The following is a 19,457-nucleotide window of genomic DNA, read 5'->3' as shown; positions in this document are numbered from 1 at the left end:
CCCTGCCTCCAGATCGCTTTTATCCCAAGCTATCGCATAGCGCTGGCTCGCACGGGTGATTTCGACTGGACGCGTCGTTTGAGCCTCACCAAAAAACGCACGGTAAGCTGCGTCCGCGAGAAAGTGGCCAGAGGGTTTGGCCTCTCGGGGACTGATCATTGGGGTAAGACGAAGGCCGCAAGTGGGTCGATGCTGGCCTGAAAAAGGCTACGGGGCGTGTATGCAGGCGTATTGCGGTGCCTGCGCGGGGAACGACATTTTCTGAGTGCGTAGAGCTGTCTTACGCCCCAGAAACGTTGCCGCGTCCTACCAATACCAAGAGAGGTCAAGGAAATGGAATCCAACCGTCTGAAGCAAAGCCTGAAGCAACGTCATATCACCATGATTGCGCTTGGCGGGGTGATCGGCGCGGGACTTTTCATGGGGGCTGGCTCATTGATTGCCGCGGCCGGTCCCGCCGCCATCCTGTCGTACTTCATCTTTCTGCCGCGCGCGACAGGCAGAGAACGGGCCAATAGCAGCCACTCGCCTACACTCATCGACTCACAGGCCTGAGCAGTGATTACGCAGGTATGTACAACCTGACTGCTCTATGTAGAGCCTCTAGTGTCCACGGTTTGCAGAGGAAAAAGGAGTGTGCCGGCATCAACTCATCAGGCATGGATCTATTGCCTGATGTGAGAATGACTGGCAATAAAGGCCAGCGCGTCCAAATCACTTGAGCCAATTGCAGTCCATCCATTGTGCCTGGCATGCAGATGTCACTCATAACCAGGACAATTGAAGTTGAGCTCTCTAGCACGGCCAGAGCATCATCAGCAGATTTGCAATCAATGATGTTTGGCCCTAGCAGCGAAATCGCATCAACCGTCAGTGAACGCAATATTTCATCATCTTCTACGAGCAGGACTGTGGGAGACATGATCAGGACTCCTAAGCATTCTTCTTTAGTCCTATTACAGACAGTAAGCATTTCGGGCACCTGACAGGCGGTGCTCGAGTAGACTTCATGGCCGAATTTCGTCATTCCGCTAGTCTGATTCTGTCGAACAAATTTTTCTGGCTGATGCCTTCATGAGAATCGGGACGATCAAGAGGACTGTCATGCGACTTTCAGAATTCATCCTCAAGAATCTGGAGCCTATTCTTCAAGCCTGGGAGGAATTCGCCAGGACTGTGGACACCCCGATGCCTGCGATGGGGCCGCTAGGTCTTAGAGATCATGCCGAATACATTTTGAGGAGTGTGGCGCTCGACATGCGCACCTCTCAAACACCTCAAGAACAAATCGATAAGTCCCATGGTCTTGGGCCTGTAACGAAGGATGAGTCGGCGGCGCAAAGTCACGCAATTACCCGCCTTATCGCAGGTTTCACCCTAGACCAACTTGTTTCGGAATACCGAGCCTTAAGGTCAAGCGTGCTCCGACTCTGGCTAACCCAAGGGTATACAGGCGAAGACCATCAAATCCTGGACATGATCCGATTCAATGAGGCAATTGACCAAGCGCTTGTTGAGTCCATTGCTGCGTATGGCCGCGCGGTGGAGTCGACTCGAAAAACAGTCTTGGGCGTCCTAGGGCACGACCTTCGAACACCATTGGGTGCCGTGACATTGGGTGCCGACCTGCTGAGGCAAACCGAAGAGCTGGGCACTCGTGGAGAAAGGATCATCGCGCAGATCACTACGAGCGTTCAAAGCGCCAATCAAATGGTTAACGACCTGCTCGACCTGGCACGCTGCAACTTGGGCAATGGAATCCCGGTACGACCGGAAAAGACTGACCTGACGTCTGTTTGCAAAGCAGTGGTGAGCGAACTCTCTGCCGCGCACCCTAAGACGGAAATCATATTCACCGATTCGGGAACTGTAACCGGCCTGTACGACCCGTCACGTATGGCACAAGTTTTCTCAAATCTTATTGGCAACGCTGTGCGGCACGGCAATGCTCGGCGTCCGATAAATATCACATTAAATGGGGACGGCCCCACAGCCTGCTTTTGCGTGCAAAATTTTGGAGAGCTTATTCCCTCCAGCGCACTGCCCTCTCTGTTCAATCCTGAGCGACGTTACTCTAAATACTCAGAGGGAGAAAAAGGGACATCTTCTGGACTCGGGCTGGGATTATTCATAGCGTCTCAGATTGTAGAAGGTCATGGCGGGAAAATTGAGGTCGAGTCGACACTCGAGCAGGGCACGATTTTCCGCGTGATCTTGCCCAGCTGTGAATAAACATTTTTTCCCTACTTCGACCTAATCCAACTGGTCGTCATCACCGGTGCAGTGAATAGCAATCGGCCAATTTCAGCCTATTCTGAAAGGCAGCTTTGGATTGGTAGCTGCCCTTCGCGACAAGCAGTTATCTTTTCAATCCATATCGAGCGCAGCCTCCACACTGAATGTTCAAAGCACTACTAGTTCGTACCGCAGTGTTACTGAAACGACTGCCCGGCAAAAACAACACCAACCTGCTTTGCATATTTCAACCATGCTTCCTTCAGCCGTTGCACCGTCTCTGGTTGGGAGGCAGCCAGGTCCGTTGTTTCGCCGCGATCCTTCGCCAAATCAAACAATTGCCATTGCAATGGTTGCGCGTTTTCGCCAAAGCCTGCCTGGGGTTTAAGGCCCAACAACTTGAGATTGCCCTCTCGATAATACGCGTTGCCGAACAGTTCTCCAGCCAGGCTGCTATCACTGTGCGGGCGGCCATTGCCCGCAAGCATCGGCAGCATTGATTTACCGGTGATCGGGTGTTTACTCGTAGCCGTTGGCGCTTGGTTTGGCAGTGCGATACCCGCCAGCTCCAGGAAGGTCGGTGCCAGGTCATCAACCCGCGCAACGCCGCGCTCCACACCTTGACGACGCAGTGACTTGGGTAATTGGATTATCGCCGGCACGCTGATGCCTCCCTCTGCGGTGGTGCCTTTGAACAAATGGAATGGAGCGGCGCTGACCTCTGCCCAGCGCAGCCCATAGTCGATCTGAGAACCCTTCTGCCCGAGGTTGGCAAAGCTATTGTCGGTGCGCGCTGCCAGAGGATAGAACTGTGCGTGGTTCTCCCCCGCCGCGCCGTTGTCCGACATGAACACGATCAACGTATTGTCGTACTGTCCGCTCTGACGCAGGTAATCGATCAAGCGGCCGATGTTATGGTCGAGGTTATCGACCATGGCGGCGTAGATTTCCATCTTGCGCGCTTCGACACGCTGTTGCTCAGCACTCAACTGTTGCCAGCCCGGCAGCTTGGGATTCACCGGAAGCGGCTGCGCAGGCTGGGCATCGTTGGGCATGAGGCCGAGGTTTTTCATTCGCTCGATCCGGGCCAGGCGCACGCTGTCATAGCCTTGATCAAATCGCCCCTGGTACTTGTCGAGGTATTCCTTGGGTGCCTGCAGCGGCCAGTGCGGCGAAGTGTAAGCGGCGTAGGCAAAAAACGGCTTGCCCTCCTTTTTGCTGTTTTGCAGGTAGCTGATCAGCTTGTCGGTGTAGAAATCCGTGGAATAGAAGTCGTCGGGCAACGTCACGGCCTTACCGTTTTCGCGGTAGTGCACTTGCTCAAGCTTGCTGGGGTCCACACTGGTAGGTTTAAAGTGCGATGCCCCACCCTCCAGCAGAGTGAAGGACTGCTCGAAGCCGCGCTGATCCGGTCCTTGATCTGCCTCCAGCCCCAGGTGCCATTTACCGACCATCAGCGTGCTGTAGCCCCCCTTTTTCAGTAACTCGGCAATCGAGTACGAGAGCTGATTCAAATACCCCTCGTAACCCGGCTTGCCACGTTGAAAAGGCTGCAACGCTTCAGCCATGGTACCGAGCCCGGCGAGGTGATTGTCGGTGCCGGACATCAGCATCGAGCGCGTGATTGAGCAGGTCGGCGCCGCGTACATGTTGGTGAACCGCAATCCGTCTCTGGCCAGTTGATCCAGGGATGGCGTGCTGATTTCGCCGCCATAACTGCCCAGGTCGGAGTAGCCCAGGTCATCGGCCATGATCAGTAGAATATTGGGCTGCGCCGTATCGGCGCTGGTCGCCATGACCAGGCTGCTACCCAGCGCCAGCACGGTGGCCAGTAATGTTTGAGGCAGACGCAAAAGAGCCATGTTTTTTCTCTTATTGTGTGTGATCGAGGACTTTCTTCTGCTACTCCCGCAGGCGCCCTACTCTTCGAATATCGCCACCGCCCGAACAAACCCGGCCGATGCGTGCTTGATTTTGTAAGGGAAACACGACACCACGAAGCCACTGGACGGCAGGGATTCCAGGTTGGCGAGTTTTTCCATTTGCCCGTAACCGATATCGCGTCCGGCTTTGTGCCCTTCCCAAATAATCGAGGCATCGCCATCGGCAGCAAACCGCTCACGGGTGTATTTGAACGGCGCATCCCAACTCCAGGCGTCGGTACCAACGACCCGCACCCCGCGTTCCAGCAGGTACAACGTGGCTTCACGACCGATTCCCACACCGGCATCGAGATAACCCGGCTGACCGAACAACGCGCCGGCACGGGTGTTGATGAGCACGATGTCCAGCGGCTGCAAACTGTGGCCAATTCGAGCCAGTTCCGCTTCGATCTCGTCGGCGGTTACCACATGACCATCGGCCATGTGCCGAAAATCCAGCTTCACACCCGGTTGCAGGCACCAATCGAGCGGCAGTTCATCAATACCAAAAGCCGGTTGCCCGCCGTCAGTGGTCGAAGCGTAATGCCATGGAGCATCCATGTGCGTGCCGCTATGAGTGGTGATGTGCAGTCGCTCGGCGGCCCAGGATTCGTTGCCCGGCATCTGCTCGAGTTGCAAGCCGGGAAACATCGCGGCCATTTCCGGCCAGCCTTGCTGGTGATCCATGTAATCGATCTTCGGCAGCAACGGTGGCGGATCGGTGTAGGGGTTGTTGTCGAGGGTGACAGACAAGTCGACGAGGCGACGTTTTGGCTTAGTTGGCTGCGACATGAAAGGTGTCTCCGGTCAGCGGCATATGTCTGGAATTCGAGGGATTGAGGGCGTTGCGCACCAACGTGGCAGCGTTACGGTCATGGTTGAATCCGGCGGCGCGCGCCTGCGGTGTTTTCAATGGCGGCATACGTCCGAACAACGCTTCCAGTCGCGCGTCCGGCACAAAGCCGATCAATGCGCGGCGCTCCTGCCCATAACGCTCGGCCAATGCGTCGATCACCTGGGCAATCGACAAATGCAGAACCGGCAACTGCCACACCCGGTGTACCCCGAGCAAGGCGCCATGCAGCTCGGCGGCGTGGATCAGGTTGTTCACGCAACAACGGGCAGACATCCACCACGCCGTCGCTTCTGGAGAAACCGGGCATTGATAAGACTCACCGCTGGCAAAGGCACGCATCAGGTCGCTCATGAATGCCGAACGCAATCCATTGGGTTCGCGAGGTCGGGCGACAATGCCTGGCAGGCGCAACACACGACCGTCCACATCGCCGCGCCGGGAAAGATCGCTAATGGCGCTTTCCACCATGGCTTTGTGCGTGCCATAGGACAATTCGGGACGCAACTCGGCCGTCTCGTTCATCCGTGCGGGTAGAACACCGCCGTACACCGCAACACTGCTGGCATACACCAAAACTGGCGGATGGGTTTTGTTGCGCAGCTGATTAAGCAATTCCAGGCTGGCCAGCAGGTTGACCTGGTAGCCGAGGTCGTACTGCTCTTCTGCCGTGCCACCGGGAACACTCACCAGATGGAACACCACATCAATGCCGTCGGCCAATACCCGACGCATCAGGGCCAGATCCGTCACGCTGCCGAAATGACGACGAAGACGAGGGTCGTCCGGTAAGTCCTGCAAGTCTTTATCCAGCACTAGCAACGAGCCAATGGCCTGCCCTCGCAAGCTGCCGAGCGCCAGCAGACAACGCACCAACTCACGTCCGACAAAACCATTGGCACCGGTAATCAACACACGCATAAAGCGCTCCTCAGCCTTGGGCCTGAACGATGCATTGATCGATTGCACCGAACAGCGACTGCCCATCGCTGCCGGTGACATCCATGTGCACGCGGTCACCAAAGCGCATGAAGCCGGTTTGTGCGGCACCCAGTTCGATCATCTCGATGGCGCGCCGCTCGGCAATGCACGCCGATCCCGCGCTTCTTTCGGCATTGGAGACCGTACCGGAACCAATCAGCGTGCCCGCTCGCAGCCTGCGAGTGAGCGCGGCATGGGCAATCAACTGGCCAAAACTGAAGTTCATCTGTCCGCCGTGCGGATGACCAAACCATTGGCCATTCCAGTGCACCTGCAAAGGCAAATGCACACGCCCGTCGCGCCAGGCGTCGCCCAGTTCGTCCGGTGTGATGGCCAGCGGAGCGAAGCTGGAGGAAGGCTTGGCCTGCAAAAATCCAAACCCCGTGCTCATTTCCCTAGGGGCCAGGGCGCGCAAGCTGACGTCGTTGATTTGCAGGATCAGTTTGATGTGTTGTTGTGCCACCTCGGCGGCGCAGCCCATCGGCACATCATCCACCAGCACGACAAACTCGCCCTCGAAATCGATGCCCTGGCTCTCGCTCGGCAGCGCGATATCGTCGCGTGCGCCAATGAAGTCGTCGCCGGCGCCCTGATACATCAGCGGCGTGTGTTCGACCCCGTCGATGGGGTCAAGGTTGAACGCTTTCTGCATCAGCGCACCGTGACTGAGAAATGCCGAACCATCGCACCATTGATAAGCGCGAGGCAATGGCGCCATCGCCTGGGCGGGATCGAAGGCGAAGGCATCCGCCGCCTCGCCCGCATTCAACTGAGCCGACAGCAACTGCAAGCGAGGCTCGATAGTGCTCCAGTTCTCGATTGCCTGTTGCAGGGTGAGCGCCACGGAACGGGCATCCACTGCCCGGGCGAGATCCCGCGAGACCACGACGAGCTGACCGTCGCGGCTGCCGTTTTTCAGTGTGGCGAGTTTCATGCCGATGCTCCCTTGCCGTTGCTCAACTCAGCGGCGAAACGCCCGTCAAGCAGAATGAAGACCATGCGCGCCATCGCTTCGGTTCGGTTGCTCCAAGCGTGGTTGGTGCCACGTTGAACCACCACGTCACCGCGTTTGAGGTGTACCTCTTCCTTATCCAGCACCAGCCACACCTCTCCTTCGGTGACGATGCCGTAGTCGAGGGTCTCGGTGCGGTGCATCAATTTATGCCTGGAGTCGTGTTGACCGGTGCCCGCTTGGGACTCGCCGATTTCAGCAAACACCGCCGCGGCATCTTCGGCGCTGACCTGGTTCTGCACGCTGTCCGGTGGAATATCCACCACGCGAATGACGCTGCCCTGTGGTCCGGGACTGAGTTGTAGGGGCTTGCTGCTTGGGTCACTGGCGTTGTCGAGCAAAGCCGGGCTGGTGCTGCTGTTCCACAGTTCGTAAAACACGGTGCCCGGCACGGCCGATAGCGCGAACACGTTCGGCGTGGGTCCGCTGCTGGCGACGATGGCCTGGCCCTGCTGATCGTGGCCGGTGACCACTCGTTTGAATTCAGGAAGCGCTTGCATGGAAAATCCTCGTTCAGTTTCCGTCGCCAATGGTCTTGCCACCGACTACAACATTCGCGTGCTGCAACAGACCGCCGAGCCTGGGTACGGCCAGGCAAAACACCGCCACCAGCAGTTGCGATCCGCCCACAATCCCTAACGCACGGGGCAGCGCCATGGCGTCACCATGGGTCAAGGCGAGAACCGCCAGGGGGCTGATAAATTCGCCGGCGAAGATGGCCGCGGTAAAGCACCCCGCCGCCCGCCCGCGTTGATGGAAATTGACTTGCGCCATGATCCAGGTGATCAGCGTCGGCAACATCAAGCCAATGCCCAAGCCGTTGATGGTCACTGCGACCACGACCTGCACATGGGTCAAGGCCTCAGCCATCAGCAACCCGCCGATACCTGCCAGCACATAGGCGATCAGCAGCATGTGGTGCCCACGCATCCCGCTGAACAAACGAAAACTCAGCGCACCGATCAGCACGCCCAGTTGGTTGGCGCCCATGGTCATACCGATTTGTTGCGGGGCATCTACTTGCAGAAGATTGAGAAGATAACCGGCCTGCACCGGCACGATAAACAGGCTCAAACCTGCCAACAGTGACAGCACATACATAGGCATCAGCGCACGCCACGGAAACTTCCCGGTTGGCAACGATTGCAGGGGTTGCCCGGTTTGTGGGCGGGCTTGCGGCTCCCACAACTTCCAGGCCATCAGCGGCAGGAAAATCAAACCCACGGCGTACAACGCAAACGGGGTGCGCCAGTCGTTTTGACCCAGGAAGCCACCCAACGCGATGAATACAGCAGCCGACAACGACGTGGCGACCATCTGCAAGGCAAACAGACGCTCGCGCCTGGCACCGCTGTAGTAATCGCCCATCAGCGTGGTGCAGCAGGTCATGATGCCCGCCTCGGCCAAACCGATACCCGCCCGGCTGAGCACGATGGCCTGCAGTGAATCGAGCCAAAGCGGCAGCACACCGCAGAGGACATACAGCAGCATGCTCGCCAGCAACAAGGGCTTGCGCCCAAGGCGATCAGCGATCAGCCCGGCGAACGGCGCCAGCAAGGCAATCACCAACGCTGGCAGCGTCAGTACGATGGGAACCAGTACGGCGCTGCCGTCGACGCCAGCAAAGTGCGCCTGCATCCGCGGCAACACCGGGGCCAGCAACACTGCACCCAACACTGGCAGGCAGCTGCCGAGCAGCAACAACATCGACTGCGCCAAACCGGCCTGACGGATGGGTTTTACAAAGGTATCAGCGACCATGGCAGTGCTCCTTGAGGCGCAGGTGATGAACGTCCGCGACCACTGCTGGCTCGGCCCCCGCCATATGGGTCACCGGCATTGATACAACGGCGTCCTGTGCATTGCGGCTTGCGGGTAACAGGAAGTACGCCAGCGCGGGCAGCAACACCAATGCACCGACCATGTTCCAGACAAACATGAAGGCCAGCAGCACGCCCATGTCGGCCTGGAACTTGATCGGTGAAAACGTCCAGGTCGCCACGCCGATGGCCAGGGTGATTCCGGTCAGCATCACCACCTTGCCGGTGGATACCAGTGCGCGGTAATAGGCTTCGGACAGGCTCGCCCCTTGGCGCAGATGACCCAGGAGAATGCTCATCACGTACAGCGCATAGTCGACCCCGATGCCGACGCCCAAGGCGATGACCGGCAGCGTGGCGACTTTGACGCCGATGTTCAGCCAGACCATCAAGGCTTCGCAGAGGATGGAGGTGAGCATCAGCGGAATCACCGCGCACACCGTCGCGCGCCAGGAGCGGAAGGTGATCAGGCACAGCAAAATGACCGCGCCGTAGACCCAGACGAGCATTTCGCGATTGGCTTGCTTGACCACAATATTGGTCGCCGCTTCGATGCCGGCGTTACCCGCCGCCAGCAGGAACTGCACCTCGTCGGTGTTGTTCTCGGCGGCAAACTTTTCCACATGCTCAACCAGGCGGGTCAGCGTCTCGGCCTTGTGGTCGGTAAGGTAGGCGTACAGGGTCAACAGGCTGCAATCTTCGTTGTACAGGCCCCGAGGCGCGCTGGCGGTGATCATGTTGAGCATCGCCTGATTGTTCTGCAGCTCGTACCACTTCGGGTTGCCTTCACTGAGCCCGACCAGCATGCGCCGGTTCAGCAGCGCCAGCGAGTTGGTCGAATCCACGCCTGGCAAAGCGCGCAGTTGCCAGTCCAGGGCATCGACCTTGGCCAGGATGTCGTAGCGCGCACAACTGCTGGCCGGGGTTTTCACCATCACCGCGAACAGGTCGCTGCTGGCGCCGTAATGTCGGGTCAGAAAAGCATCGTCCTGGTTGTAACGCGAGTCCGCACGCAGTTCCGGCGCACCGGCGTCGAGGTCACCAATTTTCAGTTGCAGGCTGACCAGAAAGCCGAGTGCTGCCAAGGCGAGGCTGATGGCAATGCACAGGCTGGCCCAGCGCCGATGAGTGAACAGGTCCAGAAAACGCCAGAACGCATGGCGCGCCTGCCCGCTTTGCTCGGCCTGTTCGCTCTTGAGGCTCAGTTGTGCGGCACGCGGCGTCACGCCGACATAAGAGAGCAAAACCGGCAGCAAAATCAGGTTGGTGAAAATCAGCACGGCCACGCCAATGCTGGCGATCACGGCGAGGTCCTGAATGACCTGGATCTTGATCAGCATCAGTACCGCAAAACCTACGGCGTCACACAGCAGCGCTGTCAGCCCGGCGAGGAACAGGCGCCGGAAGGTGAATCGCGCAGCCACCACCCGGTGCATGCCACGCCCGATGTCCTGCATGATGCCGTTCATTTTTTGCGCGCCGTGGCTCATGCCGATGGCAAACACCAGAAACGGCACCAGTACCGAGTACGGGTCCAGCTGGTAATTCAGCAATGGCAGCAGACCGAGCTGCCAGACCACCGCCACCAGCGAGCACAACACCACCAGCACCGTACTGCGCAGACAACGGGTGTACCAGAACAGCACCGCCGTGGTGATCAGGATCGCGACGGCGAAGAACAGCAGGATCTGCTTCAGGCCGGCAATCAGGTCGCCGACTTTTTTTGCGAAACCGGTGATGTGAATCTCGATGTTGGTACTTTGATAGGTGCTGCGCAGGGTCTCCAGTTGTTCGGACAGCACCGCGTAGTCCAGCGGCTTGCCATCGGTGGTGGTTGCCAGCAATGGGACGTAGATGATGCTGGAGGCCTGGTCGAAAGCCACCAGTTGACCGAGTTCGTTGGAGCGTTGCACGTTGCGGCGCAGCGCATCGAGATTGGCAGCGGTGCCGCTGTAGTCGTCCGGGATCACCGGACCGCCATCCAGGCCATCTTCGGTCACCGCGACCCAGCGCGTGGCCGGTGTCCATAGCGACTTCATGTACGCACGGTCGACACCCGGCAGCAGGTAGAGCTTGTCGCTCAGCGCCTGCAGGGTTTTCAGGTACTCGGCGTCGTAGATGTCGCCTCGTTTGTTCGCTACCACAATCCGCAGGGCATTACCCAAACCCGTGAGCTGTTTCTGATGCTCAAGGTAGTTCGCAATGTAAGGCTGCTGTGTGGGGATCATCTTTTCGAAGCTGGCATTGAGCTCGATACGGGTGGCTTGATAACCCAATACCAGGGTCGTCAGCACACACACCAGCAGGACCCACAGGCGGTGATTGAACAGCGTGCGTTCCACCACTGAACCGGAGCGTGGATCGAAATTCGCCAGGCTGGCCGTGGCGTTGTCGAAAGACTTCATAACCTCACTCCGAAGCGTTGGCGTTTGACGGCGACAGGCGCGTCAAACCAGTGAATCCCGCCAGCGTAAGGCTGCCATCGGCGGCCTGGATAACACTGGAGACGGGCTTGCCGAGCGGTTTGCCATAGGGCACGAGCGTTGCGCCGGGCTGGCTGTTGGTGCGAAACAAGGCGCCGCTCTGATTGACCAGCAACAACTGGCCATCGTCGGTACGGATGGCATCGCTGAAAGACACCGGCATCGAGACCGGCGCAGGCTGGAAGCTCTGGCCCAGGTCGCGGGAGGCAAACGCATTGCCCTTCAACCCGGCCACCAGCAACACACCGTCGTCGCGCATTTGCAGGGTGAAGTAGCTCCCCATGTAAGGGCTTTCCAACTGTTTGAATGATTGGCCCGCATCGTCGGAGCGCGCGAGGTAGCCCTGCTCGCCGGCGAGGAACCAGTGTTGCCCCTGTTGAGTGATCGCGGACAAATGCGCGCCCATGGGGTTATCGATTTGCCCCGCGATGGATTGCCAGGTGGTGCCGCCATCGTCGGTGCGAAAGGCCAGGCCGTACGCCCCTACAATCAGACCGTGTCGGGCGTCGACGAACTGCACGGCCAGAAACGGTTTGTCAGCGCCTTCACCCACCAGTCTTTCAGCCGTTTGCACACGCGCGGCGGCGGCATCCTGGTCGTTGGCCGAGGGCAGTTGTTGGCGCGCGGCAGCCAACTCAAGCTGTGCGGCACGCAGGCCATCCAGTTGCACCACCCAGTGCTCACCTCCGTCACGCGATGCCAATACAACACCCGCATGCCCGACGGCCCAGCCCGTCTGGGCGTCGACGAACTGCACCGCCGTAAGGCTGACCGAGACCGGCACCGTCGCTTGACGCCAGCTGACGCCGTTGTCATCGGACAGCAACACAATGCCCCGCTCACCCACTGCCACCAGCCGCGCGCCCGCCCGTGCCAGGTCCAGCAACACCGCGGATTTCGCTTGCGGCGCCTGCATCGCCGGCGTTTCGAGTGCGTCGCTCACCGCAGCGGCGTGCGCCTGGCACAACGGCAAAGCCACAAGGCACATCAGCCGACCCACCACCTGACAGAATCTGTTCATTACCGACCTCGACAAACCTTTTGAAACCGGATCACGATTCGCAAACCGCGATCCGGTCCGTCTTAACGAACCCCGGCACCCGCCATCGCCGCCGGCGAAAACTCGGAGGCTTTGTAGCGATCCACCATGCCGTACTGCTCGGGCTGACCGGTGTAGACGTTCTGGATAAACCAGGCGCCGGAGGTCAGGTCGTAAAAGCCCGAAGACAATTGCGCTTGCGCAGGCAGGTCAGGGAGTACTGCCGGCAAGGACCACAGGGTCTTGGCCAGTTGACCATTGGCGTCCCAACGGTCGCCGAGCATGGCTTGCCAGGTGTCCTCATCGAGGTAATAACGGCCCTTCGGCAACTGGTGGCGCTTGCCCGGTGCCAGGTCCGCTTCCACAACCCACACCCGGTGCAATTCCCAGCGCACGTAATCCGGGTTCATGTGGTGAGCGAGAAACAGGTCTTCAGGTTTGGCAGCGGCCTGAACTTTGTTGGTGTTGTAGGGGATGTACATCTCCTGCTTGCCCACCAGCTTCCAGTTGAAGCGGTCCATGCGACCCTGGAATACGCTCAACTCGTCGAACGACATCACCCCGGCAGTCGCCGGGGTCGGCGTGTCGCAGCAGGCATTCGGCAGCTTGCGCACGCGACGTTGGCCGGTCAGGTAAACGTGCGCCTGGGACAGGTCGCCGTTGATGTTGGTACGGCCCATGATCTGTTCACCGGCGCGCAATGGCGGACCGACGTTGAGCAGTCGGAACATCCAGTAGTCACCGGCAAAGGACTCTGGTGTCCCTTCCTGGTAGTAATACGGCATCTCCTGAATGGCCTGACCGTCAGTGGTCATGACCTGCTTGCCGTCGGCGGTCATCAGGTAGTGCCGAAAATGCATCGACACCGAGGTACCGCGCCAATTCAACACGTGGTTCCACATGGCTTCGGCGCCGTTTTGCGGGATCGGAAACGGGATGCCGCCAAAGGCGCCTTCGGGTACCGGACCGGCGCTGCTATCCACCAGTTTGGCGCGGGTGGCGTTTTTCAGGGTGTTGTCATACACCCACTGCGGTGCTGCAGCGGTGCGGCGTGTCGGGTAAACGTCGATGCGATACGTGTCCGGGAAACGCTTGAACATTTCCTTGGTGCCGTCGCTGAGTTTGCCTGCGTATTGCGCAAGGTTTTTCGAGGTAATGCTGAACAGCGGTTTGTCTGCCGCGAACGGATCGGTGCGCTTGCCGCCTTCCTTGAACGAGGGATCGACTTTGGTGTAACCACCGTCCCAGGCGGGAATGGAGCCGTCGGCGTTACCGGCGCGCTCGGCCCCGAAGGGTGTCAGGCTTTTCGAGAGTTTGGCCGCGTCTTCAGCCGTCGCCGCCAGTGTTACTTGGCTGCAAATGGCCAGGCTGCCGAGCAGTGCCAGGCAAAGGGCTTTGAGCTTGAAGGCTCCGGATTTCTTGTTGTAGGTCATGCGCAAGTCCTCTTAAAACGTGGTCTTGACGGAGAAAGCCAGGTAGTCCCGGTCTTTCAGCGATTGCTTGTAATTGAACTGGCTGGCCGCGTTGAGGTTGGTGTCCTCGGCGCCGTAGTAATGCGTGTAGGTCAGGCCGGCGGTGACGCGATCCAGGTAAGTGGCGGTGATGCCGATGTTCATGTCGCCGCCGTTATCCGGGCCAAAGGAGCTGACAACGGCCGACTTGCCCAACGGGAAATAGCTGACGCCGATTGGAATGCTGATATCGATGCCGGAGAAAAACTGGCGGTAGGTCGGGGTGTAAACCATCTTGAATCCGAGGCCGTCATCAGTGGCGTTGGGGTCAAGCGCAGCGCGGTTTTTCGTGACGCTCAGCAGTCGGTTCCAGGCGATCTCACCGACCAGTCCCGATTCCCTGGAAATGAAGTTGGGGCCGAACGAAGCCAACACGTTGAGGTTGACGTGAGCGGTACGACCCACGGCGTACAGGGCATCGTCATCGTTATCGGCGACAACGCCCGGCAAGACGGTTTGACCGTTGGAAACCAGCGGCATGTTCCAGCGCATCGACGCTTCACCGGCGAAGCTGTACTCATCGACGGTGGTCGAAAAACTGGTGCCGAATGCGCGAATGTCTTCCGGGTAAACCCAGTAGTACTCGCCGATCTGGCCCGTGCTGAAATTCGGTGCACCGCTGGAGGGCTTGAGGTAAAGCTTGGGGGTTTTGTCGTGGTACTGAATCGCGTAGAGGCCGTACTCGACGGTTTCCGCGCTGTATTTCAACTGCAGGCCACCCTGCCCCGAACTTCTTGCCTCCTTGTCATTGCCGTGGAAAAAAGCAGCCGGGCTGCCGGGATTGCCACCGAGGAATGGGGGAAATGGCGCGCCCACGATCAAGCGTTCGTTGCCTTCACCAATGGTGTCGCTGGTGGAGAAGTAACTGCCTGCGCCCGGCAGGCGTGTTTCTTCCCATTCGAGCTGGTAGTAGGCACCGAGCGACACGTCGTTGGTCAGCTGAAACGTCCCCGAGAGTTGATTGACCGGACGGGTGATTTCCTTGAACTGGGTGTTGGGTACGGACTGCGCCTTCACCACGTCGACCGGGCCCATGCCACCGGCAATGCCGTTGGCCCCGAAGAACAGGCTCTCACCCCAGATCAAGCCGTGGCGGCCGGCGCGCACGGACGTGGCGTGATCGGCCAGCTCGCCGTTCCAGTACACGAATGCATCGAGCAATTCACCGTCACCGCCATGCAGGTGGCGGGTGTCATCGGTAAATTCGTCGTAGGCCACGGAACGGGCGTTGGCACGCGCCGGATCGTCGTTATCGTTGTCTTGCTGATATTCAGTGTCGTACCAGGCGGCGCCACTGAGGCGCGCGCCGACGTTTTTGAACGACATGTCCAGCTCGGAAAGGATATCCGTGCGGTTGGAGATCAAGCCTTTTTTGAACGCCCGATCGCCATCGTCCTGATTGAGCGCAACCCGCCCCTCACTTAGTTTGCTGCTGGGATCCTGGGCGCGCCATGCGGCGCTGTACTTGGCGGTGTTGTCCCAACGCAGGCTGAAATCCGGATTGCCGGTATCCACCTGAAAGGCGTGTGCAGCCTGGCTGCACAGCACCAACGCTGCGGCCAACGAGAAACCAAAGGGTGCAGAAGTGCAGACCGGGCGGCGCGCAAGCGTCGCAGTCATGGAGCTAACCATCGCGTTAACCTCTTGTTTTTATAGTGGTAACTGCTGTGGGTGACGGCCCTGTCGAATCAGATCGGCTCAGCCGTGCGCGCAAGCATTTGCTTGACCAGGCCGATGCGGTCGAATTCGCGGTCGTGTTGCATTTCCTTGTCGCCCGCCAGCACCGAGCTTTCGCTGATGAACTTGCAGCGCTCGAAACGGCGTTCCATGAAACGCTGGAGAATTTGCTCAATACTGCCGTCGCCAGTCAGTTCTTCACTGAGCACGATGGCATCTTCTATCGCCATGCCCGCCCCCTGACCCAGGTGTGGCGTCGTCGCATGGGCGGCGTCGCCGATCAACAAAACGCGGCCGCGGTACCAAGGCTCATTGACGAAAACCACTTCCATTGGCTTGTAAACCACTTGGCTGCTGTCGGTGATTTGTTCACGTAACTGGCCGATGAGGCCGGTAAAGCCTTGCAAGCGCTGACGCATCTGCTCGGCCAGCGTCTGCGGGTCCATCCAGGGATTGGACGGTTCGTGAGAAGTGAGGAACAGGTACATCAAGTCACCGGCCAGCGGCACCAGGCCGGCGTTACCGTCAGCGCTCTGATAGTTGGCCAGGTGATCGATTTGCGGGTCGCGCGCAAAGTTGTAGCGCCATACCGATTGGCCGGTAAACCTGGGTGTGTACGTGTCACCAAACAGCAAATCGCGCACTTTGGAGAACAAACCATCGGCACCCACCACCAGGTCATAACTACCGTGGCTGCCGTCGGTGAACAACACGTCGACGCTGTCACCCAGATCGTTCAGGGATTCCACACTGAGTCCAAGGCGTACTTTGGCACCCAGTTCCAGCGTCGTTTCACTGAGGACTTTATGCAGTGCCAGGCGTGAGATACCGACGTTCGCCGGGTAGGCAGGCCCTGCCAGGCGCTGGCCCGGAATGCGTGCCAATTGCTGACCGGCCGGGCCATAGATGGCGACGTCTTCAAAGGCATACGCCGCATCGAGATAACCGTCGAGCACGCCCAGCTTGGCCATTTCGCGAACGACGTTGCTTTGCTGGATGATCCCGACACCGTAAACGGTCCATTCTGACTTGAGTTCGATCAGGTCGACTTCAATGCCCTTGCGCCGCAGTGCGATGGCTGCACACAAGCCGCCAATACCACCGCCCACGATCAGAACTTTGTTCACTGCACTCATGGTGTACTCACTTTTTATTCTTGTGATTCGATGCAGCGCCGGGCACTGCGTCGTTAGGCCCAGCTTCTCGTCAAAGCAGGGATTTGACTAATCGCGAGTAGGGATGCGATGTATCGCCAAACGCGATACCTCATCTGCCCCTCATATCGCCGTCGTTACAGGCATTTCCAATACCACCCAGCCCTCCTCCAGATGCCATGACAGCGCGTCCAGCCGCTGGCCCAGACACGGGCCGTAGACACATTCGCCGGTGTCCGGAAGAAACTGCGCACCGTGGGCGTAACAGACGATCAACTGACCATCAGCCGACAAAAACCGGTCCTTGCGGTACTCCAGGCGTACATCCAGATGCGGGCAACTGTTGCGATAAATCCGCACCTGCCCTTGGTGCACCAGTGCAAAAACTGTGTCCCTGCCGCGCTGCGATGGATCGAATCCACGCGCCTGCCCTTCTGCCAATTCGTCCATCCGGCACAGGAAAAAATCGCTGTGATCCATGACGGAAACCTTTGTTGGAGCGAGCCTGTTCGCGAAAAACCTGAGAGCACCGCGGGGCATCAGGCTCCCCGCATCATCGTTTGCCTCCATCGCGAGCTTGCTCGTTCCTACCGGGGCGGACCGCCCGGCGCCCATTTTTCTTTCGAGGTGAACAGGAACAACTGCGAGTTATCCGCCGACAGTGGTGCGCGGCGCGCCTCCCAGGCGTCATCGTGTTTGTCCATGTCGGCGTCGTATTCGATGTGGCAGCCCAGCGGACTGTTGAAGTACCAGAACCAGTTGGAGCCAAAGAGATGACGGCCAGGGCCCCAGAAACTGGTCCAGCCTTTTTGTTCGAAGCGTGTACCGGCCAACAACACTTCAGTGCCACTGCCCATGTGAAACGTGAAGTGCTCGCAGCCCTTCATGTGCGGCGGAGTCTGGATCATGAACAGGCAATGGTGGTCATCGGACCCCGCCGGACGCATGAATGGCCCTGCCCCGATGAAAGTGTCGGTGGTTCGAAAACCCAGGCGCTCGGCGTAGAACGCTTCGGCCTTGGCGGCATCCGGGACGAAATACACCACGTGCGACAGCGTGCGCGGCGTGGCGCTCATCTCGAGGGTGATGCCCGGTTGGTTAAGCGGACGTTGTGGCGCGTGGCCGGCGGCGTTGGTCAAATCGTCTGGCGCGACATAGGACTTGCGGACGGTGACCTGGAAAGCGATGGCAAATCCCATGTCGTCGACGCTGTGCAGCACGCCGTTTTCACGGGTGACTTGACGGTCTCGCGCCAACTCGTCTTCGATGGCGTCGAGGTCAGCCACGCTGGCAACACCGTAAACGGTTTCGCGAATCGACGGCGCCGGGCCGATGGCAATCGGTAGCGTCGGATCGTCCGCACGGCGAATGATCACGGCCGTACCGTCCAGTGCTTCAAAACGCCCGCCGCTGCTGTCAACGTCAACCGGCGCCAGGCCGTAATCACGCAGGCAATCGGTACAGGCTTGGATGTCATCGACGCCAAAAATCAGGGCATCAAGGCCAATGATGTTCATCGCTACCACTCCATTGAAATTAGTATCCGGAAGCAGACACTGGCGGCTCGCAAGCGCACTCAGCGATGCATGGAATCCGGTGGTGGTGTCGGCAACAAGTCCGACTGCGGCGAAGATTGCCGTGCGGTTTGGCAGTTGACTAATCGCGAGTGAGGATGCGACCTATCGGCAAACGCGATACCTGAGTGCGCGGGATAACGGCAGACGGACGGGGTTGACGGGACGATGAATTAACCGGAATGTATCGCGAAAATAAATACAACAGCGGATATGCCTGATGCGTTTCAACCACTTGGACCTGAACCTGTTGGTCGCACTCGATGTATTGCTTGAAGAGCAGAACATCACCCGTGCCGCCGAACGCCTGCACATGACGCAGTCCGCCACCAGTGGGGTATTGGGACGCCTGCGAACCTATTTCGAAGACGAATTGCTGGTGCAAGTGGGGCGTAAAATGCAGCCAACGCCTTACGCGCAAGAGCTTGCCAAACCCATCCGTGAAGTGCTGTTGACGATCCAGTCGTCGATCACTGCCAAGCCGGTGTTCGACCCTACGACCAGCAAACGTCATTTCCGCCTGGTGACTTCGGACTACCTGATCAGCGTGCTGTTTGCCCAGGTGATACAGAAGATCCATCAGGAAGCGCCCAACATCACCTTCGAAATGATCGGCCCCGGTGACAGTTCCGCTGATTTGCTGATTCGTGGCGAGGTCGATCTAATGATCGTGCCTGAGCGCTACATCATCGAAGGCCACCCTCACCAGCTGTTGTTCGAAGAAGATCACGTCTGCGTCGTCTGGCAAGGCAATACCCAGGTCGGCGACAGCCTGACCCTTGAGCAGTACATGGACATGGGCCACGTCTCTGTCGGCTTTGGTCGCAGCCGGCACTTGAGCATCGAAGAGTGGTTCATGAACCAGTACGGTTTCAATCGCCGTATCGAAGTCATCACCAACGACTTCAACACCCTGCCGCAACTGGTCGTCGGTACCCAGCGCATCGCCACCATGCACCAACGCCTGGCACGGTTGTACGCCGAGCATTTGCCACTGCGCATCCTCAATCCACCGGTAAAGATTCCGGTCATGTGCGAGTTCATGCTCTGGCACCGCAGCGTCGACGGTGACCCCATGCACCGCTGGCTGCGCGAACGCATCAGCGCATTCATCCAGCATCTTGAACACGATCATATCGCCGCTCGCGATACCTCCCATCCGGAGTCACGATTGGCTAATTAGCCGGGGCGTCCTT

At 58.8% G+C, this 19,457-nt stretch carries 16 protein-coding genes and 1 pseudogene; 3 read left to right on the top strand and 14 right to left on the bottom strand.

The genetic code is table 11. The annotated features are described in order from the left end of the window. Window positions 1-333: 333 nt before the first annotated feature. Window positions 334-480 (top strand): annotated as a pseudogene (locus QMK58_RS13635) (GABA permease); the annotation flags it as partial. Between the two features lie 82 nt (window positions 481-562). Here the strand turns inward: QMK58_RS13635 and QMK58_RS13630 are convergent. Continuing rightward, window positions 563-922 (bottom strand): response regulator, encoded by a 360-nt coding sequence (locus tag QMK58_RS13630; protein WP_053160843.1) that lies wholly within the window; start codon window positions 920-922, stop codon window positions 563-565. Window positions 923-1,104: 182 nt separating this feature from the next. On the opposite strand from QMK58_RS13630, the gene QMK58_RS13625 reads away from it, so the two are divergent. Then, on the top strand, window positions 1,105-2,232 hold the full coding sequence (locus QMK58_RS13625; protein ID WP_053160844.1) for a sensor histidine kinase: 1,128 nt from the start codon (window positions 1,105-1,107) through the stop codon (window positions 2,230-2,232). A 200-nt stretch (window positions 2,233-2,432) separates the two neighbouring features. On the opposite strand, the gene QMK58_RS13620 is transcribed toward QMK58_RS13625, so the two are convergent. From QMK58_RS13620 to QMK58_RS13560, 13 genes are all read right to left on the bottom strand, one after another. Next, complete coding sequence (locus QMK58_RS13620) at window positions 2,433-4,097, bottom strand: arylsulfatase (protein ID WP_320396440.1); 1,665 nt, start codon at window positions 4,095-4,097, stop codon at window positions 2,433-2,435. Between the two features lie 57 nt (window positions 4,098-4,154). Next, window positions 4,155-4,949 (bottom strand): cyclase family protein, encoded by a 795-nt coding sequence (locus QMK58_RS13615; RefSeq protein WP_053160846.1) that lies wholly within the window; start codon window positions 4,947-4,949, stop codon window positions 4,155-4,157. Continuing rightward, window positions 4,933-5,931 (bottom strand): NAD-dependent epimerase/dehydratase family protein, encoded by a 999-nt coding sequence (locus QMK58_RS13610; protein WP_053160847.1) that lies wholly within the window; start codon window positions 5,929-5,931, stop codon window positions 4,933-4,935. Before QMK58_RS13610 ends, QMK58_RS13615 begins: the two co-directional genes overlap by 17 nt. Window positions 5,932-5,941: 10 nt before the next feature. Continuing rightward, window positions 5,942-6,925: a fumarylacetoacetate hydrolase family protein gene (locus QMK58_RS13605; protein WP_053160848.1), complete on the bottom strand. Its 984-nt coding sequence runs from the start codon at window positions 6,923-6,925 to the stop codon at window positions 5,942-5,944. Next, window positions 6,922-7,503: a cupin domain-containing protein gene (locus QMK58_RS13600; protein ID WP_053160849.1), complete on the bottom strand. Its 582-nt coding sequence runs from the start codon at window positions 7,501-7,503 to the stop codon at window positions 6,922-6,924. Before QMK58_RS13600 ends, QMK58_RS13605 begins: the two co-directional genes overlap by 4 nt. Before the next feature lie 13 nt (window positions 7,504-7,516). After that, window positions 7,517-8,764, bottom strand: a complete 1,248-nt coding sequence (locus QMK58_RS13595) for an MFS transporter (RefSeq protein ID WP_320396439.1) — start codon at window positions 8,762-8,764, stop codon at window positions 7,517-7,519. Continuing rightward, complete coding sequence (locus QMK58_RS13590; protein WP_320396438.1) at window positions 8,754-11,228, bottom strand: efflux RND transporter permease subunit; 2,475 nt, start codon at window positions 11,226-11,228, stop codon at window positions 8,754-8,756. Before QMK58_RS13590 ends, QMK58_RS13595 begins: the two co-directional genes overlap by 11 nt. A 4-nt stretch (window positions 11,229-11,232) precedes the next feature. Continuing rightward, window positions 11,233-12,327: a WD40/YVTN/BNR-like repeat-containing protein gene (locus QMK58_RS13585; RefSeq protein WP_320396437.1), complete on the bottom strand. Its 1,095-nt coding sequence runs from the start codon at window positions 12,325-12,327 to the stop codon at window positions 11,233-11,235. Window positions 12,328-12,389: 62 nt separating this feature from the next. After that, on the bottom strand, window positions 12,390-13,778 hold the full coding sequence (locus QMK58_RS13580) for a DUF1329 domain-containing protein (protein WP_053160853.1): 1,389 nt from the start codon (window positions 13,776-13,778) through the stop codon (window positions 12,390-12,392). Window positions 13,779-13,790: 12 nt separating this feature from the next. Then, window positions 13,791-15,488, bottom strand: coding sequence for a DUF1302 domain-containing protein (locus tag QMK58_RS13575; RefSeq protein ID WP_320396436.1), 1,698 nt, complete (start codon window positions 15,486-15,488; stop codon window positions 13,791-13,793). 56 nt (window positions 15,489-15,544) lie between these two features. Further along, on the bottom strand, window positions 15,545-16,669 hold the full coding sequence (locus tag QMK58_RS13570) for an FAD-dependent oxidoreductase (RefSeq protein ID WP_320396435.1): 1,125 nt from the start codon (window positions 16,667-16,669) through the stop codon (window positions 15,545-15,547). 141 nt (window positions 16,670-16,810) lie between these two features. Next, entirely contained in the window at window positions 16,811-17,167 is a 357-nt protein-coding gene (locus tag QMK58_RS13565) for a Rieske (2Fe-2S) protein (protein WP_053160856.1), read from the bottom strand. A 107-nt stretch (window positions 17,168-17,274) separates the two neighbouring features. Beyond that, the gene (locus tag QMK58_RS13560) at window positions 17,275-18,204 is read right to left on the bottom strand and encodes a VOC family protein (RefSeq protein ID WP_095056001.1); all 930 of its coding nucleotides are present in this window, start codon (window positions 18,202-18,204) and stop codon (window positions 17,275-17,277) included. A 277-nt stretch (window positions 18,205-18,481) separates the two neighbouring features. Here QMK58_RS13560 and QMK58_RS13555 point away from each other — a divergent pair, with 277 nt between their 5' ends. Continuing rightward, window positions 18,482-19,444 (top strand): LysR family transcriptional regulator, encoded by a 963-nt coding sequence (locus QMK58_RS13555; RefSeq protein WP_320396434.1) that lies wholly within the window; start codon window positions 18,482-18,484, stop codon window positions 19,442-19,444. Window positions 19,445-19,457 lie beyond the last annotated feature (13 nt).

It is taken from the genome of Pseudomonas sp. P8_241 (assembly GCF_034008315.1).
GTDB lineage: Bacteria > Pseudomonadota > Gammaproteobacteria > Pseudomonadales > Pseudomonadaceae > Aquipseudomonas.
Note: the sequence above shows the minus strand (reverse complement) of the source record. Positions and strands in the feature narration are given on the sequence as shown.